This is a genomic window from Acidimicrobiia bacterium, from assembly GCA_041676705.1.
Taxonomy (GTDB): Bacteria; Actinomycetota; Acidimicrobiia; order Acidimicrobiales; family SKKL01; genus Actinomarinicola.
In genome coordinates this window covers 50,819-67,614 of sequence record JBAYRL010000007.1, presented here as the reverse complement: position 1 = coordinate 67,614, position 16,796 = coordinate 50,819, and the positions used below count along the sequence as shown (strand labels likewise).

Sequence of the window (16,796 nt, the reverse complement as noted above, 5' to 3'; positions counted from 1 at the left end):
AACTAATCACTTTAGATGACCTGGGCGTGAGCGCGAAGCCTAGCCACTAACATCCTTATTCTACCGCTCATATCGCGTCTGGTTTCGGCACTTTCAAAACCGGCCTGCCGTGCTAATTCCAAAGCTGCATCGCCCTGCTGGGGCGCAATTTCAACCACCAAAACGCCTTGTGGTGCCAGCCAATTAGGCGCCTCGGCCACGATGGTCGCAATGTCGGCTAAGCCTTCGTCTTCAGCGAATAAAGCCTGGTGAGGTTCCCAGGCCAACACCTGGGGGTCAACCTCATCATCAGGTGCTACATAAGGCGGGTTGGCAACCACCAAGGTCACCTCACCCCGAAGCGACTCGGGCAGTGGCTCGAACCACGAGCCTTCCAGAATCCGAACCCTGGTAGCAGCTCGGCCCAGTCCCGCTAGGTTGGCCCGTGCCACTAAAGCCGCATCGGCACACAATTCGGTTGCCCACACAGCCACACCTTCACGTTCCGCGGCTACCGACAAGGCAATGGCACCCGAACCGGTGCCCAAATCAACCATCACTGGTGAGTGGATTGGAAACGGCATGGCTTCGGTAGCGCGGTCGAACTCGGCCAGGGCCACCTCTACTACTTCTTCAGTTTCAGGCCGGGGAATCAAAACTCGCTGGTCAACTAGCAATTCCAGGGTTCGAAAGCCCCACACTCCCAACACATATTGCAGCGGTTCACCCGCTTCTCGACGAGCCAACATCATGTCAAAGAATCCAACACCGCGTTCGGTGGCGGAGGAGTCCAGTTCCAAAATGTATTCAGCGCCACTAGTACCGGTAGCCCGCTCGATAATCCGACGAGCCTCATTCGCCGGATTGGCCACTCCGGCTTGGGCTAGGCGAGCTTCGGCCTCTTTTAGAAACACCCGCCAATGGGTACCGTTACCGCTCTTAGGCATCTTCGGCTAGCGCCCGAGCACGTTCGTCAGCCACTAAGGCGTCCATGATTTCGTCTAATTCACCCGCCAAAACCTTGTCGAGCTTATAGAGAGTCAACCCAATCCGGTGATCGGAAACCCGGTTTTCTTTATAGTTATAAGTTCGAATCTTTTCAGATCGTCCACCACCACCAACCTGATCGCGGCGTTGCTCGGAAGATTCTTGTGCCTGTCGATCTTGTTCCAGCTTCAACAGCCGAGAACGAAGCACCTGCATGGCCTTAGCCCGGTTCTGCAGCTGGCTCCGCTCGTCTTGCATCGCCACCACGACGCCAGTGGGCTTGTGGGTGATGCGTACCGCAGAGTCAGTTACGTTGACGTGCTGACCACCCGCTCCTGACGAGCGATAAATATCGATCTGCAGATCGTTAGGATCGATTTCAACCTCGACCTCTTCGGCTTCAGGCATAACAGTAACGGTGGCTGAAGAGGTATGAACTCGACCTTGGGATTCAGTGACCGGCACCCGCTGTACCCGGTGCGGGCCTCCTTCGTGTTTCATACGGCTCCAAACCCCGTCGCCTGAAAGCAGCACGGTGGCTTCATTGAGCCCGCCCATATCAGAGGAATCAGTGTTTAGAACCTCAAACTTCCAACCCAGCCGATTGGCGTATCCGTGGTACATCTCAAAGAGAACCCTGGCGAATAGGTTGGCTTCTTCCCCACCTTCTGCACCACGGATTTCGAGAATAACGTTTTTGTCGTCGTTGGGATCTTTCGGCAGCATGAGGGTGCGAAGTTCGTCGTTGAGTCGCTCGATGTCCTCTTTTGCCGATTCAACCTCAACCCTCATGGCTTCACGGTCGTCGCCACTGGCTTCTGAGAGCATCTCACGAGCCACTTCCAAATCTTCGCTGCGGCTACGTAACTCACGTGAGCGTTCAACGATGGCCTCTAGCTCGCGATATCGCTTAGCCACCTCGCTGTAGCGGGTGTGGTCGGCAATAACAGTGGGATCAGCCAGACGGGCTTCTACCTCTTCGAACTCCTGCTCAAGGGCTGACAAACGATCTAACACAATAAGAGACTACCCGCCTATGGCGTTGCGCCCGACCATTCCCCTTCCACGGGGATCATCTGGCCCGGCTGTTTTAATAGGTTCATTATTCGCCGAGTGACCGCGAAGTCATCGCTCGGTGGTACCACCAAAATCAACTTGGCGGATGGGTTCAAACGTGCTCTGGCGTCGGCTGCTTCCACCACCGCTTCGAGGTTGACTCCAGTGCTAGTTACCACCACCAGAGGCTCGCCTTCTTTGGTTACGCCCTGGGCCACCGCAACAGCATTTTCTTTAAGCCCGCCTCTGGCGACGGCACCTGGCGCAACCACCAGCTCTTCGGCGCCAACCAAATCCGGGTTCATAAGAAGCTGTGCACGCAACCAACGTTCCCTCGCTAAACGGTTTAGGGGATGTGGTTCGGCCCCTGGACGGCGAATTTGGCGCACCTGTTCAGACACCCGCGCTAGAGCCTCTTCAACACTTACGTCGGAGTGCATCAAGGCGAAAGCTTCCCGGTCAAAACGTCCGATGCCGACTTCAACCCGTGCCTCTACGCCGCGGCCCTCGTCGATGCTGGGTTCAACAATGCGGGCGACTTCAAGACCCCGAATTTCTCCGATGACCTGTCCGTCTTCAACCACGACCTCTAGGGCCGCATTGCTTAGTAATGGAACTAAAGCCAAAGCTGATGCACTTGGTTCGCGAGCTATTTCGTACGATAGGGGCGAAACGCTGTGCAACGAGTTGTCGGCCATTTGCCAAATGTTGATTGGCGGCTTGAACAGTTTGGCTTGTCGGGCAAGAACCGCTAACCGATCTAGGTCTTCGTCAGCTTCAAAGACCACCTCGATGCTCGTAGGGTTGTGTGTGGATGCCCATGCCAGCACGGCACCCAACCCCACCTGATCGGCTGAGGCAGGGAAGCCAAAGATGCGCCCTTCATCGCCGGCGATCGCACCGGTAGAACCGAATACCGACCAGTCGGAGGCGGCTATGTCGAGGTGAAAATGGTCGCGAACGAGCGCCGCGGCACGTAATGCAACCAGTGCCGCTTGACGCGTCGGATTTAGCACCACAGTCTTTATGACCTAGGTCGTTTTAGGCGGCGGTTTTATTCGCCGTTTTCCTCGGCACCGGCATTGCGGCTGCGACGGCCATAGCGGCGCTCGAAGCGGTCGATGCGTCCACCAGTGTCAACCAGCTTTTGCTTGCCGGTGTAGAACGGGTGGCATTCGCTGCACAGCTCTGAGCGAAGTTCGGTGGCCGTGGACCGAGTCTTGAACGTGGCACCACATGAGCAGTGCACTTCAACTTCGTGATAATCGGGATGAATATCGGCCTTCATTAAATCTCCAAGCTAAATGAGGGGGCGGTAGATGGTCTCACGTAAGTACAACAAGAATCTATTCCTTGTCTACATTCCAGTAGCTGACTTCGCTACCTCTTCAAGGAACTCTTCGTTGCTACGGAAAGTCTTCATGCGGTCAATCAGCATTTCCATGCCTGCAGCCGGGTTTCCTTCGGCGCTCAGAGCAGAAAGCACACGTCGTAGCTTCCAAATCTGGTTCAGCGCCTTGCGGTCAATCAGCAGTTCTTCATGACGAGTACTGGAAGCGTCGATATCAATGGCCGGGAACACTCGCCGTTGGGCCAGGTCGCGGTCCAGTTTCAGCTCGAGGTTGCCGGTGCCTTTGAACTCTTCAAAGATCACCTCATCCATCCGCGAGCCGGTTTCTACCAACGCCGTGGCCAAAATAGTGAGGGAACCACCTTCCTCCACATTTCGAGCAGCCCCGAAAATCTTCTTAGGTGGGTACAACGCCGCGGCATCAAGCCCACCCGACATTAAACGCCCGGTCGGAGTTGCGGTCAGGTTGTAGGCGCGAGCTAACCGGGTGATGCCATCGAGCATTATCACCACGTCTTGGCCAACCTCAACCATGCGCTTGGCTCGTTCCAGCGCAAGTTCGATCACCTGGACATGCTCTTCGGCGGGACGGTCAAAAGTTGATGCAGCCACTTCGCCAGTCTTTAACCAACGGCGCATATCGGTAACTTCTTCCGGCCGCTCATCGATCAGAAGAACAATCAGATGAACTTCCGGATTATTGGTTTCAATAGCTCGGGCAATTTCCTTCATGACCGTGGTTTTGCCGGCCTTGGGGGGCGCCACAATCATGCCTCGCTGGCCTTTACCAATGGGTGCCACCATGTCGATGATGCGCGTGGTCATGTTGTAAGGATCATCGCGTGATTCCAGCTTGAGAGGCTCATCGGGAAACAGCGGCGTTAACTCTTCGAAGCGGGGACGAGCGACCACATCGTCGATGGCCACACCGTTGATCGAGTCGATACGCATAAGGGCCGGGTTGCGTTCATTTCGCGTGGCTGCCCGACTTGCCCCGATGATGAAATCGCCCTTACGTAGCGCGAATTGGCGGGTTTGTTTCACCGACACGTACACGTCTTCACGAGTGGGCAAGAAGCCATTCACCCGCAAAAAACCATAGCCTTCGTCGCGAAGGTCGAGCAGTCCTGCCACTTCCACTGGCTCTTGGGGAGTTTGGTCGTCTTGACCCGAACGATCGCGGTTACGACCACGGCGGCTGCGACGACGATTTGCTTGGTCTTCGTCGTCACCATTGCTGTCACTTTGGTCGTGGCCTGAATGGTCACGGCTGCTGTCTTTAGAATCGCGCTGGTCACGAGAATCTTTGTTGTCGCGAGTGTCTTTTTGGTCGCGGGTGGCGCTTTGGCGCGATGAGCCTGACGAACCCGATGAAGAGGCACCCCGCTGTGGCTGATTACTTTGGGCGGAACGCGACTCTCGGGTGGAACCGCGGTCTCCTTCGCCTCGCTCACGCTCGCTGCGATCGCCTCGGTCACTGCGGGAAGCTGCGTCTCGGCTTGGTTGAGCAACTTCTTCACGGTTGGTTTCAGTTTTGCTCGAACGACCGGCTTGGTTGCTAGCGCTCTCATCCTCGGTGCTGGCGTCGGTTTTCGACCGGGTTGATGCCGCTTTGGACGAGGAGCTGCTCTTAGGAGCGCCCTGATCCTGCAATTCGGCCACGGCCTCGTTAAGAGTTGGTTGGCGGCTGGTGTCGGGCCCTAACGCCGTTGCGATGATGAGATCGATTATTTCTGCTTTACGACTCCGCGAACCGGGTTTGGCCCCCATGGCTTTAGCGATAGTCATTAATTCAGTGCGGTCTTTACCTTCTAAGGTTGAACGCTCGAGTGCCTGTGGCTGCTCGCTCACCTACTCCTCTTTCATGATTTGATTGGTAGGTCATAGACGTGCCAGTGCCTTCACAAATGTGGAAACCGACAGTCTGCAACAGATCGAATTGGAATGCTCACGAGGTGACACCCACCTGAGAGATCAGATGATGACGCACACCTGCAATACTCGCCTCTACATTAGCGAGCCAATGCCATGGGGTACAACCACCCATAGCCAGGTTTCATTCCCGTTCGTGGCCTAGAGGAACTCGCCAACCTCAAGGTCGAGCCCTTGTTGACCGTGACGTTCAGCCATGGCTGTGAACATGGCATCACCACGTTCATCAGCACGAACCGACATTGAGGCGATCACGGCCATAAAGAAACCAGACATTGAATAGCACCGGTAATCATCCCAACAATCAGACCATTCGTAGCCCTTAACACCCTGATTGACCAGGTTGGTGTAATACCGCTCTACCAGGGCTTTCTCAGAAACTCGTCGATCTTTCGTCAATAAGCCGGCCCCTAAGAAGTACGCCAAGTCGGCGGTACCAACACCCAGTGACACGGTTTGCCAGTCGACGGTGGTTACTTTGGTGACTAAACCGTCTTTGTCGTATGAGAAAAGTAGATTGTCTAAACGGAAATCACTGTGGGTGAGGGTGTGAGGCCCCTGTTCACGTCGTTTCGACCACGTGATGAAATTTTCACCAAAGGTCGCCCCTAGGGCCATAACCTCGCTGCTCAGGCGTTCACCAAAACGCTCCACAAAACCCGGCCAAAGCATGGAATATAACGCACCCATGGTGGCGCGTCCTTCGTCGCTAGAAATATTGAGCCACGAAATTTCGCTAAGTTTGGGACTATTCCAATAAGGCACGTGCAGGCCTACTAATTCGTCAATGGCCAACTCGGCCCTAGCGGGCGAACAACCTTCCAGCTGATCGCCTTGTTCTGCCGGGGCCAGATCTTCAAACATGAGCGTAGATAGGTGGCTCTCTTCGTCGTGCTCAACACGGAAACATCGTGGAATTGTGATGTTTACGGTGGGCGCAAGTTGGGCGTAGAACCGGGCCTCTTTGTCGTAGGTGCTCATAAGGATTCCTGTAGAGCGGCTCGACTCATCGGGCGATGGAAATTTGATGACAACGCTTGGTGGTGCTTCTGGCTCTTCAGAGTCGTATTGCAGCTGGTAGCGCATGTTGTGGCCTACCTGGCCAGTACCGATGGCATCGGCCGCAAAGCCAACCACCGACGCCGTTTTCAAGACGTCGGCTTCACGTAGTGCCGAGGTAAGCCAACCAGCGTCGACATCTTCAATTTCGCAAAGCGAATTTTTCACGACCGTTCTCGCCATAGGCGCTTGACCTTAGCGCAGTTTGTGAGGCGTAGGTCACACCTTTGTAGTCAAAGTGGTTTTGGCTTTTGGGGGCATGGCCTGGCGAATCGGCCTACGCTACCGGTGTGCTTAACCCATTAGATGACTATCCGATTCATCAGACGCCTGAACCGCTAGCCCATTTTTTTGGTGGCAGTCGCAACGCTTACGATCGTTACTTTTTCAATGGCTACACGCCTGATGGTGAAGTGTTTTTTGCTGTTGCAATGGGCTTTTACCCCAACCGACATGTAATTGACGCCTCAATCTCGGTGTTGGCGGGCGGCCAGCAAAGATCACTGCACGCCTCGGGGCGGATGCCCCATGACCGCACGGAAACCCAGATTGGGCCCATCAAGATCGAAATTATCGAACCGTTACGAACCTTCCGAATTGTGGTAAACGACCAGGAACGCGGTTTTGAAGCAGACCTGGTTTTCACCGCGCGAACGGCGGCCGAAGAAGAGCCCCGCTTTACCCAGCACTCTGGCACCAGCGTGGTCTTTGATTACACCCGCCTAACTCAATGGGGCTCTTGGAGCGGCAGCCTAAGTGTTGACAATAATTCCTGGCTGCTTGACCCCGAAAAAGTGCTGGGTTGTCGTGACCGTTCCTGGGGCATCCGCCCGGTGGGTGAACCTGCTGGGGGCGTACCGGCCGGACCGCCCCAATTTTTCTGGCTTTGGGCACCGCTCAACTTCGACGACTTCTGCACCCATTTCGCCTCTAACGAGTATGCGGACGGCCGACCCTGGAACCGTTCGGGCACTATCTTGCCGGTGCTCGACTCACCCGCCGCTCCAGTCTTGGTACCCCAAGGAGCCGGCGAATCGATGAAAGATGCCGAGTGGCACATCGATTGGGAACCAGGCACCCGTAGAGCCCTTGGCGCGACCATCACGCTTATTCCCTGGCGAGGTGAAGCAGAAGTGATTGAGCTAGAACCAATTGTCACTTTCCAAATGGGTGGCCTGGGCTACCTACACCCAAAGTGGAACCACGGGGTTTGGCACGGCGAGTTGGTGGTTGAAGACGAAACTTGGACGGTGGCTGACCTCGATCCACTTGATCGTCATAATGTGCACATTCAACAGCTGGTACGCGCTCGTTGGGGTGAGCGAGTTGGACTAGGTGTACTTGAACAACTGGTGCTTGGTCCCCACGAACCTGCTGGCTTCACCGGGGTGCTAGACGGCGCCAAATAACACTAAAATCTAACTGCCCCACCAAGCGATAATCGCCAGGCAGGCCAAAGCCAAATTCCGCCACAATTCACGGCTTGAAAGTGGCGAGGCTGTAGCCTGCCCAAAACAGGCGCAAGGGGCCGTGTTGCCACCGAGCAGCTGTGCGCCAAGGAACGCGCTGAAGATGACCAGCAGCACGAACGCCATCGGAGCGCCCAATGCTGGCACGGCTAGCAACAGCACCGCCACCACCAACTCGACGATTGGAACAACCCGAGACAACAGCAAAGGCACTGGTAAATGAAGCGCCCGAAAGCTGTCACTGGTACGAGCCGGGGCCCGCAGCTTGGCGACGGCCGCCCACACAAAGATGGCGGCCAAAGCTACAGCCGCTAGCAAAGCAAGCACAGCCACAATGGGCTCGCTCGCTAACGGGCCGTGAAGTTGGCCACATACGTTTTTATAGCGGCCAGATCGTTAGGAAGTTCGTCCAAATGCTCGGGACGATCAAAAAGGTCAGCTACTGCTTCGGGCAGCTCGGGTTTCACCCCGATCGCTTCGTTCACCGCTTCGGGGAACTTGGCAGGATGGGCGGTGGCTAACACCACCATGGGCGAAGTGGCGTCACCCCGATGCGCCTTGGCGGCACCCACCCCCACCGCAGTATGAGGATCAATAATTTTGCCAGTGCTCTCATAGACCTCGCGCATGGTGGTCAAAGTTTCTTGATCATCAAGCCGTGAACCGCTGAACGTTTCGGCAAAGCGGCCAAACATGGCCGGTGGCAGCACCACACGGCGATCCAGACGAAAACGTTCCATTAACTCCTGCACCGCTTCGCCGTTGTGATCGAGCATGTCAAAAATTAGGCGTTCAAAATTTGAGGAAACCTGAATATCCATGGCCGGGCTGAGGGTGGCGGCTACTTCACCCATAGCCATTTCTCCGGTGGCTAAGGTGCGGGTCAGGATGTCGTTGCTGTTGGAACCAATAACAAGCTGGCGAATGGGCACACCCATGCGCATAGCACCATAACCAGCGTAAACGTTGCCAAAGTTTCCGGTTGGCACGGCGAAGGAGACGGGCTGGGCCAAGGCACGTTGGGCTGTCACGTAGTAAACCGTTTGCGCCATTACTCGAGCAAAGTTGATGGAGTTAACCGCTGACAAACGCTGCGCTTGACGGAACTCGGTGTCGGCAAACATAGCTTTCACCATGTCTTGGGCATCATCGAAAGTGCCTTCAATGGCAACATTTCTGACATTCGGGGCGTCAACCGAAGTCATGAAACGGCGCTGCACCTCCGACACTTTGCCCTTGGGATGCAAAATTACAACGTCGATAGCTTCTCGTTCTCGTAGAGCCTCAATAGCCGCGGCCCCAGTGTCGCCGGAAGTGGCCCCAACGATTGTTACCCGCTCACCGCGTTTGGCCAGTTCATAGTCAAAAAGGCGCCCAACTAGCTGCAAGGCCACGTCTTTGAAAGCCAGTGTAGGCCCATGAAAAAGCTCTAGAAGATAAAGCCCAGGTTCCAGCTCTATTAGAGGCACCACTTCAGGATGCGAAAATGTGGAATAGGCATCGGCGACCATGGCTGCAAAATCGTCTTCAGGAATGCTGCCTTCCACGAATGGATACATAACAGCCGTGGCTACCTCGGCGTAGGTTGAAGCCGACGCAGGGATAGATAATTCGGGCCAACGCTCGGGCACGTAAAGGCCACCATCGCTTGCTAAGCCAGCCAGTAAAACATCGGCGAAACCCAAAACCGGTGCCACACCCCGGCTGCTTCGATATTGCATAGACACGTTAGTTTTCTTCCTGCCGATTTTGCGCGGTGGGCTCTTCATCATGATCAATTACCCGCAGCACGCTCACTACCCGTAGAACAGAATCGAGTTCACGCACCTCGGTAAGAGTCTGCTGAACGGCAGCTTCACTAGCGTCGTGGGTAATGAAAACCAAACGGGCCTCTTCGCCATAACCACACTGTTCCATGGAACGAATCGACACGTTATGAGCACCAAAAACACCGGCAACAGCCGCCAACACTCCAGGGCGGTCGGCTACATAAATGTTGACGTAGTACTGGGTGTGCATAGCGTCGATTGGCCGAATCTTGAACTCGCTGGTTTGCGATTGAATTGCTCGTTTTCCAGTGCGACAATTCACGGCGGCGTCGATAACGTCACCCAAAACAGCTGAAGCAGTGGGATTGCCACCAGCCCCACGCCCGTAGAACATCAACTCGCCAACGGTTTCACCTTCCACAAAGACGGCGTTGAACGAATCACGCACCGATGCCAGCGGATGGTGGACCGGCAACATTGCAGGATGGACCCGCACCGCGATTTCGGGGCCCTCTTTGGTGTCGAAGCGTTCTGCAATAGCCAACAGCTTCACTACGTAACCTAACCGAGCCGCAAAAGCCAAGTCATCAGGGGTGATGTCGGTAATGCCTTCGCGATAGACATCACCTGCCACCACATCGGCCCCAAAGGCAATCGAAGCCAATATTGCTGCTTTTGCCCCTGCGTCAAAGCCTTCCACATCGGCGGTTGGGTCACGTTCGGCATAACCCAACGCTTGGGCCTCGGCCACAGCTTCGGCAAACGTGCTGCCTTCTTCGGTCATACGGGTTAGCACGTAGTTGGTAGTGCCATTCACAATGCCCATAACACGGGTGATGTCTTCACCAGCTAACGAACGCTGCAAGGGTCGGATGAGTGGAATGCCACCAGCCACAGCGGCTTCAAAAAGCAGGTCAACCCCAGCGTCATGGGCCAGTTTCATCAACTCGGCACCATAATTAGCCAAAAGTTCTTTGTTGGCGCTCACCACCGGCTTGTGGGCGACTAGTGCTTCGGTGACCAAAGTTCGGGCGGGCTCAATGCCACCAATTAGCTCCACTACCAAATCGATATTGGGGTCATTGACTACGGCCTCGGCGTCGTGGGTCAGTAGTTCGGCATCGATGCTCACCCCACGCTCCCGCGACAAATTGCGCACCGCGACCTGAGTAATTTCCAAGTCAACGCCATGGCGTTTGGCAATAGTCTCGCGGCGGTCGTTGACCAAACCCACAAAGGCAGCACCAACGTTGCCCGCGCCCAACACACCAATACGCACCAATGACGCTTCCATATCTTCCACGTTAGTCGAGCCCCGAGGGGCATTTACCCATTACAAATCGAGCTTTAGCAAGTCGTCGTAGGTTTCACGACGTACCACCAAACGAGCCTTCCCGTCGGCCACAAACACCACCGGCGGGCGTAGAACCTTGTTGTAGTTGGAACCCATCGAATGGCCATAGGCACCAGTGACCGGGGTTACTAGAATGTCATCGACTGCAACATCGGTGGGCACAAAGCCTTCCTTCACCAGCACATCGCCACTTTCACAGTGCTTGCCGACTACTCGCACCGCCCGCTCACGGGCTGCCAAGGGCGAACGAGCCAGAAACGTCTCGTAGCCCGAGCCATAAAGCACCGGCCGCGGGTTGTCGCTCATGCCGCCATCAACAGCTAGGTAAGTGCGAATTCCGGGGAGTTCTTTGATGGTGCCCACGGTGTAGGCTGTGACCGCGGCCGCCGCCACGATTGAGCGTCCCGGCTCGGCATTCACCGAAGCTGTTATGCCAGCTTCTCGACAGGCGCTGGTAATTGCTGCCCCCCATTCGGTAATGGTGCTCGACGTTTCCTCCTCAACATAAGCCACGCCCAAACCTCCACCCACCGAGAACTCGGGCAAACCGAATTCGTTGATGGTGGGGGCCAACAAGGCCACCGCTTTGTGGAAAGAATCGACCGCAAAAACCTGGCTGCCGATGTGCATGTGTGTGCCCACCAAATTGTAGGCCGGTAAGGCTTTAGCCCGAGCTAAAGCCTCATGAGCAGCGCCCGAGGCTAAGCCGAAGCCAAACTTGGAATCGTCTTGGCCGGTTTGTACGAACTCATGGGTGTGCGCCTCGATGCCTGGCGTTATGCGAATCAACACCGCCGGTGGGGTTGCACCCGCAGCCACCAAAGCCTCAATACGGTCCATCTCATCAAAGGAATCAATGACGATGCGGCCCACACCTTCAGCCATGGCCATAGCCAGCTCGGCGGTTGACTTGTTGTTGCCATGTAGTACTAGGCGTGAGGCTGGCACCCCAGCCGCCAGAGCTACCTGTAGTTCTCCGCCGGTAGCAACATCGATATGCAAGCCTTCTTCATGAGCTAGCTGTGCCATGGCCTTGCACAAAAAAGCCTTGGCGGCATACGCCACGCCATCTCCAAAGGCGCTCACCGCCTCACGGGCACGGGCCCGCAAATGGGCTTCATCGTAAATAAAGACCGGGGTACCAAACTCGGCCACCAATTCGTCTAGACGACAGCCCCCAATCGACAACATGCCATCGGTTTCAATAGCGGCGGTGTCGGGTAAGAGACGAAACGGAATTGGACCGCGCCCAGTTTGTGCTGCGGGAATGGGATTCACATTGACTCCGGCGCGCTAACACCCAAAAGGCCAAATCCGATCACCAATCCAACTCGGGTAGCTTCCACTAACCACAGGCGAGCTTGGGTCAACTCGGCGGGTACATCGTCACCAATCACGTAACAATCGTGGTAGAAACGGTGGAAACGACCGGCTAGTTCACGCAGCCATACCGTTACACGGTGGGGGGCCCGATCGTTACAGGCGGTGGTCAAAATATCGGGCAGTTCGAATAGTGTCCGCAGCAGATCAAGTTCGCGGTCGTGGTTCAGAATCGACAGGTCAACTTCATCCAAGGGTTTCCGCTCTACACCTCGCTCGGCAGCCACAGCCCGAATGGAGTGAATACGGGCATGCGCATACTGAACATAGAAAACCGGGTTTTCCATGGTAGCGCTGCGCACCTGATCGAGATCTACCGTGGTGGCCTGATCAATCGAACCGATCAAGCTTAAGAAACGGGTGGCGTCGGCTCCGATATCAGCAATCAAGTCCGACAAATCAATGGTGTTGCCAGCTCGCTTCGACATTTTGCCCGAAGTCAGTGAAATCATTTGACCCAAACGAACTTCGAGGCGGGCTGGGTCGATGCCAAGTGCAGCCACGCCTGCACGAAGACTGGCGACTTGTCCGTGGTGGTCGGCACCCCAAACGTCGATCACATGATCAAAGCCACGAGTTTCGAACTTGTTGCGATGATAGGCAATATCTCCGGCCAAATAGGTGTAATCGCCACCTTCATCAGCCGACTTTTTAATCACCCGCTCCTCACGGGGATCGCCAAATTCGCCGGTACGTAACCAAGTGGCACCATCACGCTCAAAAATAAGGCCACTTTCACGTAGCGCACCCAGCGTTTCGTCCATGGCGGGCGACTCTTCAATGGAAGCCTGGCTAAACCATTCGTCGAAGTGAATGTCTAGCGACGCCAGCGTTTCTTTGATGTTTACCAATATGTGTTCGGCCGCGAATCGGCCCGCTTCCACCACATCTTCAGCCCCAGAGTATTCGGCTGCTAAGTCAGCCACATACTGACCGGGATAGCCACCTTCGGGAACCTCTTCACCGCGCCTGCGGGCCAGCAAGCTTTCCCCTAAGCGACGCACCTGTCCACCAGTGTCATTCACGTAGTATTCGCGCCGCACCTCATAGCCACAGCGATCCATCACTCGCGCCAGCGCATCACCATAAGCGCACCACCAGCCATTACCTACGTGTAATGGCCCTGTGGGGTTGGCACTCACAAACTCAAGCTGCACGCTACGACCATCGCCTATATTTGGACGGGCGTATGCCTCGGTACCGGCAGCAATCACGTTGCCTAACACTTCATGCAACCAGCTGTTGGCTAGATAAAAGTTGATGAACCCAGGCCCAGCAATCTCCACCCGTTGCACGTGGGTAGGCAGTTTCGCGTTCAAGGCCTCAGCGATTTTTGTGGCCAGCTCACGAGGGTTCCACCCGGCCTTCTTGGCAGTAGCTAAAGCCACGTTTGATGACCAATCGCCGTTCTCACGATTGGCAGGTTGTTCCAAATGAATAGCGGTTGGTAATGGTTCAATCTCAAGCGCAACTAGCACAGAACGGAGATTTTCAGCCAGGTTGTCTCGTATCAAAAGATTCTCTCTCGTTCGAGGGCGGGGACTCGAAAGCTTACGTGCCATAATGGTATACGCCCAGCCCTCGTAGCTCAGCGGATAGAGCATCGCCCTCCGGAGGCGTGTGCGCAGGTTCGAGTCCTGCCGAGGGCGCTTAAGCTTTGCGCGGCACTAACGTTACGCTTTTCACAGTGTGAACATGTCAAAAGGCCCTGTAAATCAGGTTGAATAGCGCATTAATAACTTACGTGGCATCGGACTTTCCCGTAATAGGCCCGAATGCTGGCTGATAGATAGAGAGCTGCCACGGCCATGTGCCACAAACTCAACCGAGCTGACAACATGTTTTCTGGCCCTGACCGGCATGCTTCCCGATTTTGGGGTGTTTTCGATTACGCCCCATTTGGCCAGGTTTTTTCCGATGCTGACGGCTGCATAACCACCGTAAACGACCAATTGGCCAGCATGCTCGACTATGAAGCAAGCGAGCTGCTTGGACGCCCTTTGGTGAGCCTAGTTGACCACGATGATCAGGGTTCAATAGCCCAGGGCACAGAGCTACTGCGCGAGGGCAAAGTTGAAAAGAACGTAGCGATTCGCCGTTTTATTAAACGAAACGGCACGCTGGTAAGCACCCGGGTGGTTACCTTCGTGGTACGTGAGCAAGATGAGTTATGTGGCTGGGTCTCCGTTGTAAGTCCTCTTAGCGGATACGACAACTCACTAGCTCAACATTTCGCCGAAGCAGCCCGTAAAGATCCTCTAACCGGCTTGTCTAGCCGCGCCCGCCTGTTGGCCGAGCTCAGCACATTAGGTGATGCTTGCTACGCCGTTATGTTTTTAGATCTTGATGGCCTTGGCGCAATTAACGATTATCACGGTCATCTCGTGGGCGATGAAATTCTAATAGAAGTAGCTAAAAGACTGTGCAACGTGTCGATGGAGGGCGACATAGTAGCTCGTGTTGGAGGCGATGAATTCGCAATAATATGCCTTAATCCACACGTATGCTCTACGCCCGAGAGCCATTTGATCGAGCGCATCCAAACGACTCTGAGACTGCCGGTTGAGACCTCCGATGGCGGTGTGTATATTAGCGCTTCCATAGGGATAAGCGACGGATCAATCCCAGCTAAATCGGGGCTTGAGCGGCTGCAACAAGCTGATGCGGCGGCTTATCAGTGCAAACGAGACGGCAAGAGCCAAGTCATGGTTTATAACGCGCAGCTACGAGCAGCTAACGATCGGAACTGGGAGACCGAAACTTTATTGCGAAACGCTATTGAAAATAGCAGCCTAGTATTGCATTATCAACCCATTGTATCTTTGGTTGATAATTCTATTATCGGTGTCGAGACATTAACGCGATTACGTAACGATGATGGTAGTTTGGTTCCGCCAGACACCTTCATTCCGCTAGCCGAACGCTCGGGATTAATTGTGCCCATGGGAGAAAAGGTCTTACGAGAAGCTTCTCAGTACGTGGCTCAGCTCCGTTCGCTAACAAACCGGCCTCTTGGTCTATCGGTGAACATTTCGGCTCGCCAAGCGGACCAAACCAACCTAATCGACGTGGTCTTAGAGGCACTTGAGAATTCACATTTGCCACCCGAGGCCTTAACCCTGGAGCTCACCGAGAGCACGCTTTTAGACGCCGGGCCCGCCGCCACCGCACGCTTCGTGGCGCTACGCGAAGCCGGTGTACAAATTGCTCTAGATGACTTCGGTACCGGCTACTCGTCACTCACCTATTTGCAGCGTTTGCCGATTACTCGCCTGAAAATCGACCAATCTTTCGTAGCCAAAATTACCTACGACTCCAACAGCGCGGCCATTATCCGCGCCGTTACTTCCCTGGCCGCCGACCTTGGTTTGTTGTGGGTAGCCGAAGGCATTGAAACCGAGGAACAGGCCAGCATTCTACGTGCTCTCGGTACTGGTTTCGGCCAAGGTTTCCTCTTCAGTCCTCCCCTGCCAAGTACCGAATTTTCGAAACTATTCAGCGCTACCTAGCGTCGTGGCATACAAGCCTGTGGCAGGCATTAGCTCAATAGTCGAAAATCGCCTGTAAATCAGGGCTTTAGTGACCATCGGCGACCCCATTTGGGACCTTTGCCCCATAAATTCAATGAGAGCCGAATTTAGCCTGGAAGTAGACACAAATTTCCGCTTCTAGCAACGACTTGAGGGCAAAATGTCCAAGCGGCCAAATCGGTTTCGCTCACTTCTCACGGCCTTGATGCTGACCGTCGCGCTATTGGTCACGGCATGCGGAAATAGCAACTCATCTAACCAGGCGACGAACGACCCGTCGGAATCAAGCACTACCGACACCTTGGCGGCCACACCAGATGAACCGAAAGAGTTTGCGGGCTACGTACGTAATCCACCCCTCGATGTGTCCGAGGTGACCTTGCCTGCAGCGGATGGCACTGAAATCACGATGGTGGCCCAGCCCGGCGGCATCCGGTTGGTGTATTTCGGCTACACCACCTGCCCCGATATTTGTCCGGCAACCTTGGCTTATGTTGAAAAAGCCCTGAATGGCCAGAGTGAAACCGACCGCGCCAAGGTCGACGTTGACATGATCACGATCGACCCCTCGGTCGACTCGCCTGAAATCCTCTCCGCCTATATTCAGCAATTCGTGCCAAACGGTCATGCCATCCACACCATGGACCCCGTGCTGTTGCGCGCCGCCGCCAACACTTTTGGGGCTTCATACCGAATTCAATACCAAGACGGCAAACGCGTGGTGGCGCACACCGACGATCTGTACGCCGTTGATGACACTGGCACCGTTGTCTTGGCTTGGCCCTTCGGCCATGCCTTGGCCGAGGTAGAGCAAGACCTCACTCGGCTCTTAAAGGGTGAACGGCCTGGTGATGAGATCCCTGAAGCGGTGGGTGCTTCAGACAACAGCACGGAGAGTGCATCGTGACAATAGCCACATCCCCCTTTAAC

14 protein-coding genes and 1 tRNA gene are annotated in these 16,796 nt (G+C 55.2%); 4 read left to right on the top strand and 11 right to left on the bottom strand.

All coding sequences use genetic code 11. The features are described from left to right. Window positions 1-11 precede the first annotated feature (11 nt). The 6 genes from prmC to WC184_10710 form a co-directional block, all read right to left on the bottom strand. On the bottom strand, window positions 12-926 hold the full coding sequence (gene prmC / locus WC184_10735; protein ID MFA7478347.1) for a peptide chain release factor N(5)-glutamine methyltransferase: 915 nt from the start codon (window positions 924-926) through the stop codon (window positions 12-14). Further along, complete coding sequence (gene prfA, locus WC184_10730; GenBank protein MFA7478346.1) at window positions 919-1,983, bottom strand: peptide chain release factor 1; 1,065 nt, start codon at window positions 1,981-1,983, stop codon at window positions 919-921. The genes prmC and prfA overlap by 8 nt, the downstream gene beginning before the upstream one ends. A 17-nt stretch (window positions 1,984-2,000) precedes the next feature. Next, window positions 2,001-3,041: a hypothetical protein gene (locus WC184_10725; protein ID MFA7478345.1), complete on the bottom strand. Its 1,041-nt coding sequence runs from the start codon at window positions 3,039-3,041 to the stop codon at window positions 2,001-2,003. Between the two features lie 35 nt (window positions 3,042-3,076). Further along, complete coding sequence (rpmE, locus tag WC184_10720) at window positions 3,077-3,310, bottom strand: 50S ribosomal protein L31 (protein ID MFA7478344.1); 234 nt, start codon at window positions 3,308-3,310, stop codon at window positions 3,077-3,079. A gap of 69 nt (window positions 3,311-3,379) precedes the next feature. Then, complete coding sequence (rho, locus tag WC184_10715) at window positions 3,380-5,224, bottom strand: transcription termination factor Rho (GenBank protein MFA7478343.1); 1,845 nt, start codon at window positions 5,222-5,224, stop codon at window positions 3,380-3,382. Between the two features lie 222 nt (window positions 5,225-5,446). Continuing rightward, on the bottom strand, window positions 5,447-6,547 hold the full coding sequence (locus tag WC184_10710) for an oxidoreductase family protein (GenBank protein ID MFA7478342.1): 1,101 nt from the start codon (window positions 6,545-6,547) through the stop codon (window positions 5,447-5,449). A 107-nt stretch (window positions 6,548-6,654) separates the two neighbouring features. Between WC184_10710 and WC184_10705 the strand changes: the two genes are divergently transcribed. Further along, window positions 6,655-7,773: a hypothetical protein gene (locus WC184_10705; protein ID MFA7478341.1), complete on the top strand. Its 1,119-nt coding sequence runs from the start codon at window positions 6,655-6,657 to the stop codon at window positions 7,771-7,773. A gap of 9 nt (window positions 7,774-7,782) precedes the next feature. On the opposite strand, the gene WC184_10700 is transcribed toward WC184_10705, so the two are convergent. From WC184_10700 to argS, 5 genes are read right to left on the bottom strand one after another with little or no spacing between them, the layout of a single operon-like run. After that, entirely contained in the window at window positions 7,783-8,166 is a 384-nt protein-coding gene (locus tag WC184_10700; GenBank protein MFA7478340.1) for a MauE/DoxX family redox-associated membrane protein, read from the bottom strand. 14 nt (window positions 8,167-8,180) lie between these two features. After that, window positions 8,181-9,554, bottom strand: a complete 1,374-nt coding sequence (thrC, locus tag WC184_10695; GenBank protein MFA7478339.1) for a threonine synthase — start codon at window positions 9,552-9,554, stop codon at window positions 8,181-8,183. 7 nt (window positions 9,555-9,561) lie between these two features. Then, on the bottom strand, window positions 9,562-10,896 hold the full coding sequence (locus tag WC184_10690) for a homoserine dehydrogenase (protein MFA7478338.1): 1,335 nt from the start codon (window positions 10,894-10,896) through the stop codon (window positions 9,562-9,564). Window positions 10,897-10,935: 39 nt separating this feature from the next. Further along, a complete protein-coding gene (lysA, locus tag WC184_10685) occupies window positions 10,936-12,234 on the bottom strand; it encodes a diaminopimelate decarboxylase (GenBank protein MFA7478337.1) in 1,299 nt (432 codons plus the stop codon). Continuing rightward, the gene (argS, locus tag WC184_10680) at window positions 12,231-13,898 is read right to left on the bottom strand and encodes an arginine--tRNA ligase (GenBank protein MFA7478336.1); all 1,668 of its coding nucleotides are present in this window, start codon (window positions 13,896-13,898) and stop codon (window positions 12,231-12,233) included. Before argS ends, lysA begins: the two co-directional genes overlap by 4 nt. Before the next feature lie 15 nt (window positions 13,899-13,913). On the opposite strand from argS, the gene WC184_10675 reads away from it, so the two are divergent. The 3 genes from WC184_10675 (at window position 13,914) to WC184_10665 (ending at window position 16,773) form a co-directional block, all read left to right on the top strand. Continuing rightward, window positions 13,914-13,985, top strand: a tRNA-Arg gene (locus WC184_10675). Window positions 13,986-14,174: 189 nt separating this feature from the next. Continuing rightward, window positions 14,175-15,845, top strand: coding sequence for an EAL domain-containing protein (locus WC184_10670; protein MFA7478335.1), 1,671 nt, complete (start codon window positions 14,175-14,177; stop codon window positions 15,843-15,845). A gap of 181 nt (window positions 15,846-16,026) precedes the next feature. Beyond that, complete coding sequence (locus tag WC184_10665; protein MFA7478334.1) at window positions 16,027-16,773, top strand: SCO family protein; 747 nt, start codon at window positions 16,027-16,029, stop codon at window positions 16,771-16,773. Window positions 16,774-16,796 lie beyond the last annotated feature (23 nt).

What these genes read in the sequence shown, in the direction of transcription:
- prmC (MFA7478347.1), bottom strand. Translation starts at nt 926, where the DNA reads ATGCCTAAGAGCGGTAACGGTACCCATTGGCGGGTGTTTCTAAAAGAG.
- rpmE (MFA7478344.1), bottom strand. Translation starts at nt 3,310, where the DNA reads ATGAAGGCCGATATTCATCCCGATTATCACGAAGTTGAAGTGCACTGC.
- WC184_10710 (MFA7478342.1), bottom strand. Translation starts at nt 6,547, where the DNA reads ATGGCGAGAACGGTCGTGAAAAATTCGCTTTGCGAAATTGAAGATGTC.
- thrC (MFA7478339.1), bottom strand. Translation starts at nt 9,554, where the DNA reads ATGCAATATCGAAGCAGCCGGGGTGTGGCACCGGTTTTGGGTTTCGCC.
- WC184_10690 (MFA7478338.1), bottom strand. Translation starts at nt 10,896, where the DNA reads ATGGAAGCGTCATTGGTGCGTATTGGTGTGTTGGGCGCGGGCAACGTT.
- argS (MFA7478336.1), bottom strand. Translation starts at nt 13,898, where the DNA reads ATGGCACGTAAGCTTTCGAGTCCCCGCCCTCGAACGAGAGAGAATCTT.
- WC184_10670 (MFA7478335.1), top strand. Translation starts at nt 14,175, where the DNA reads ATGTTTTCTGGCCCTGACCGGCATGCTTCCCGATTTTGGGGTGTTTTC.
- WC184_10665 (MFA7478334.1), top strand. Translation starts at nt 16,027, where the DNA reads ATGTCCAAGCGGCCAAATCGGTTTCGCTCACTTCTCACGGCCTTGATG.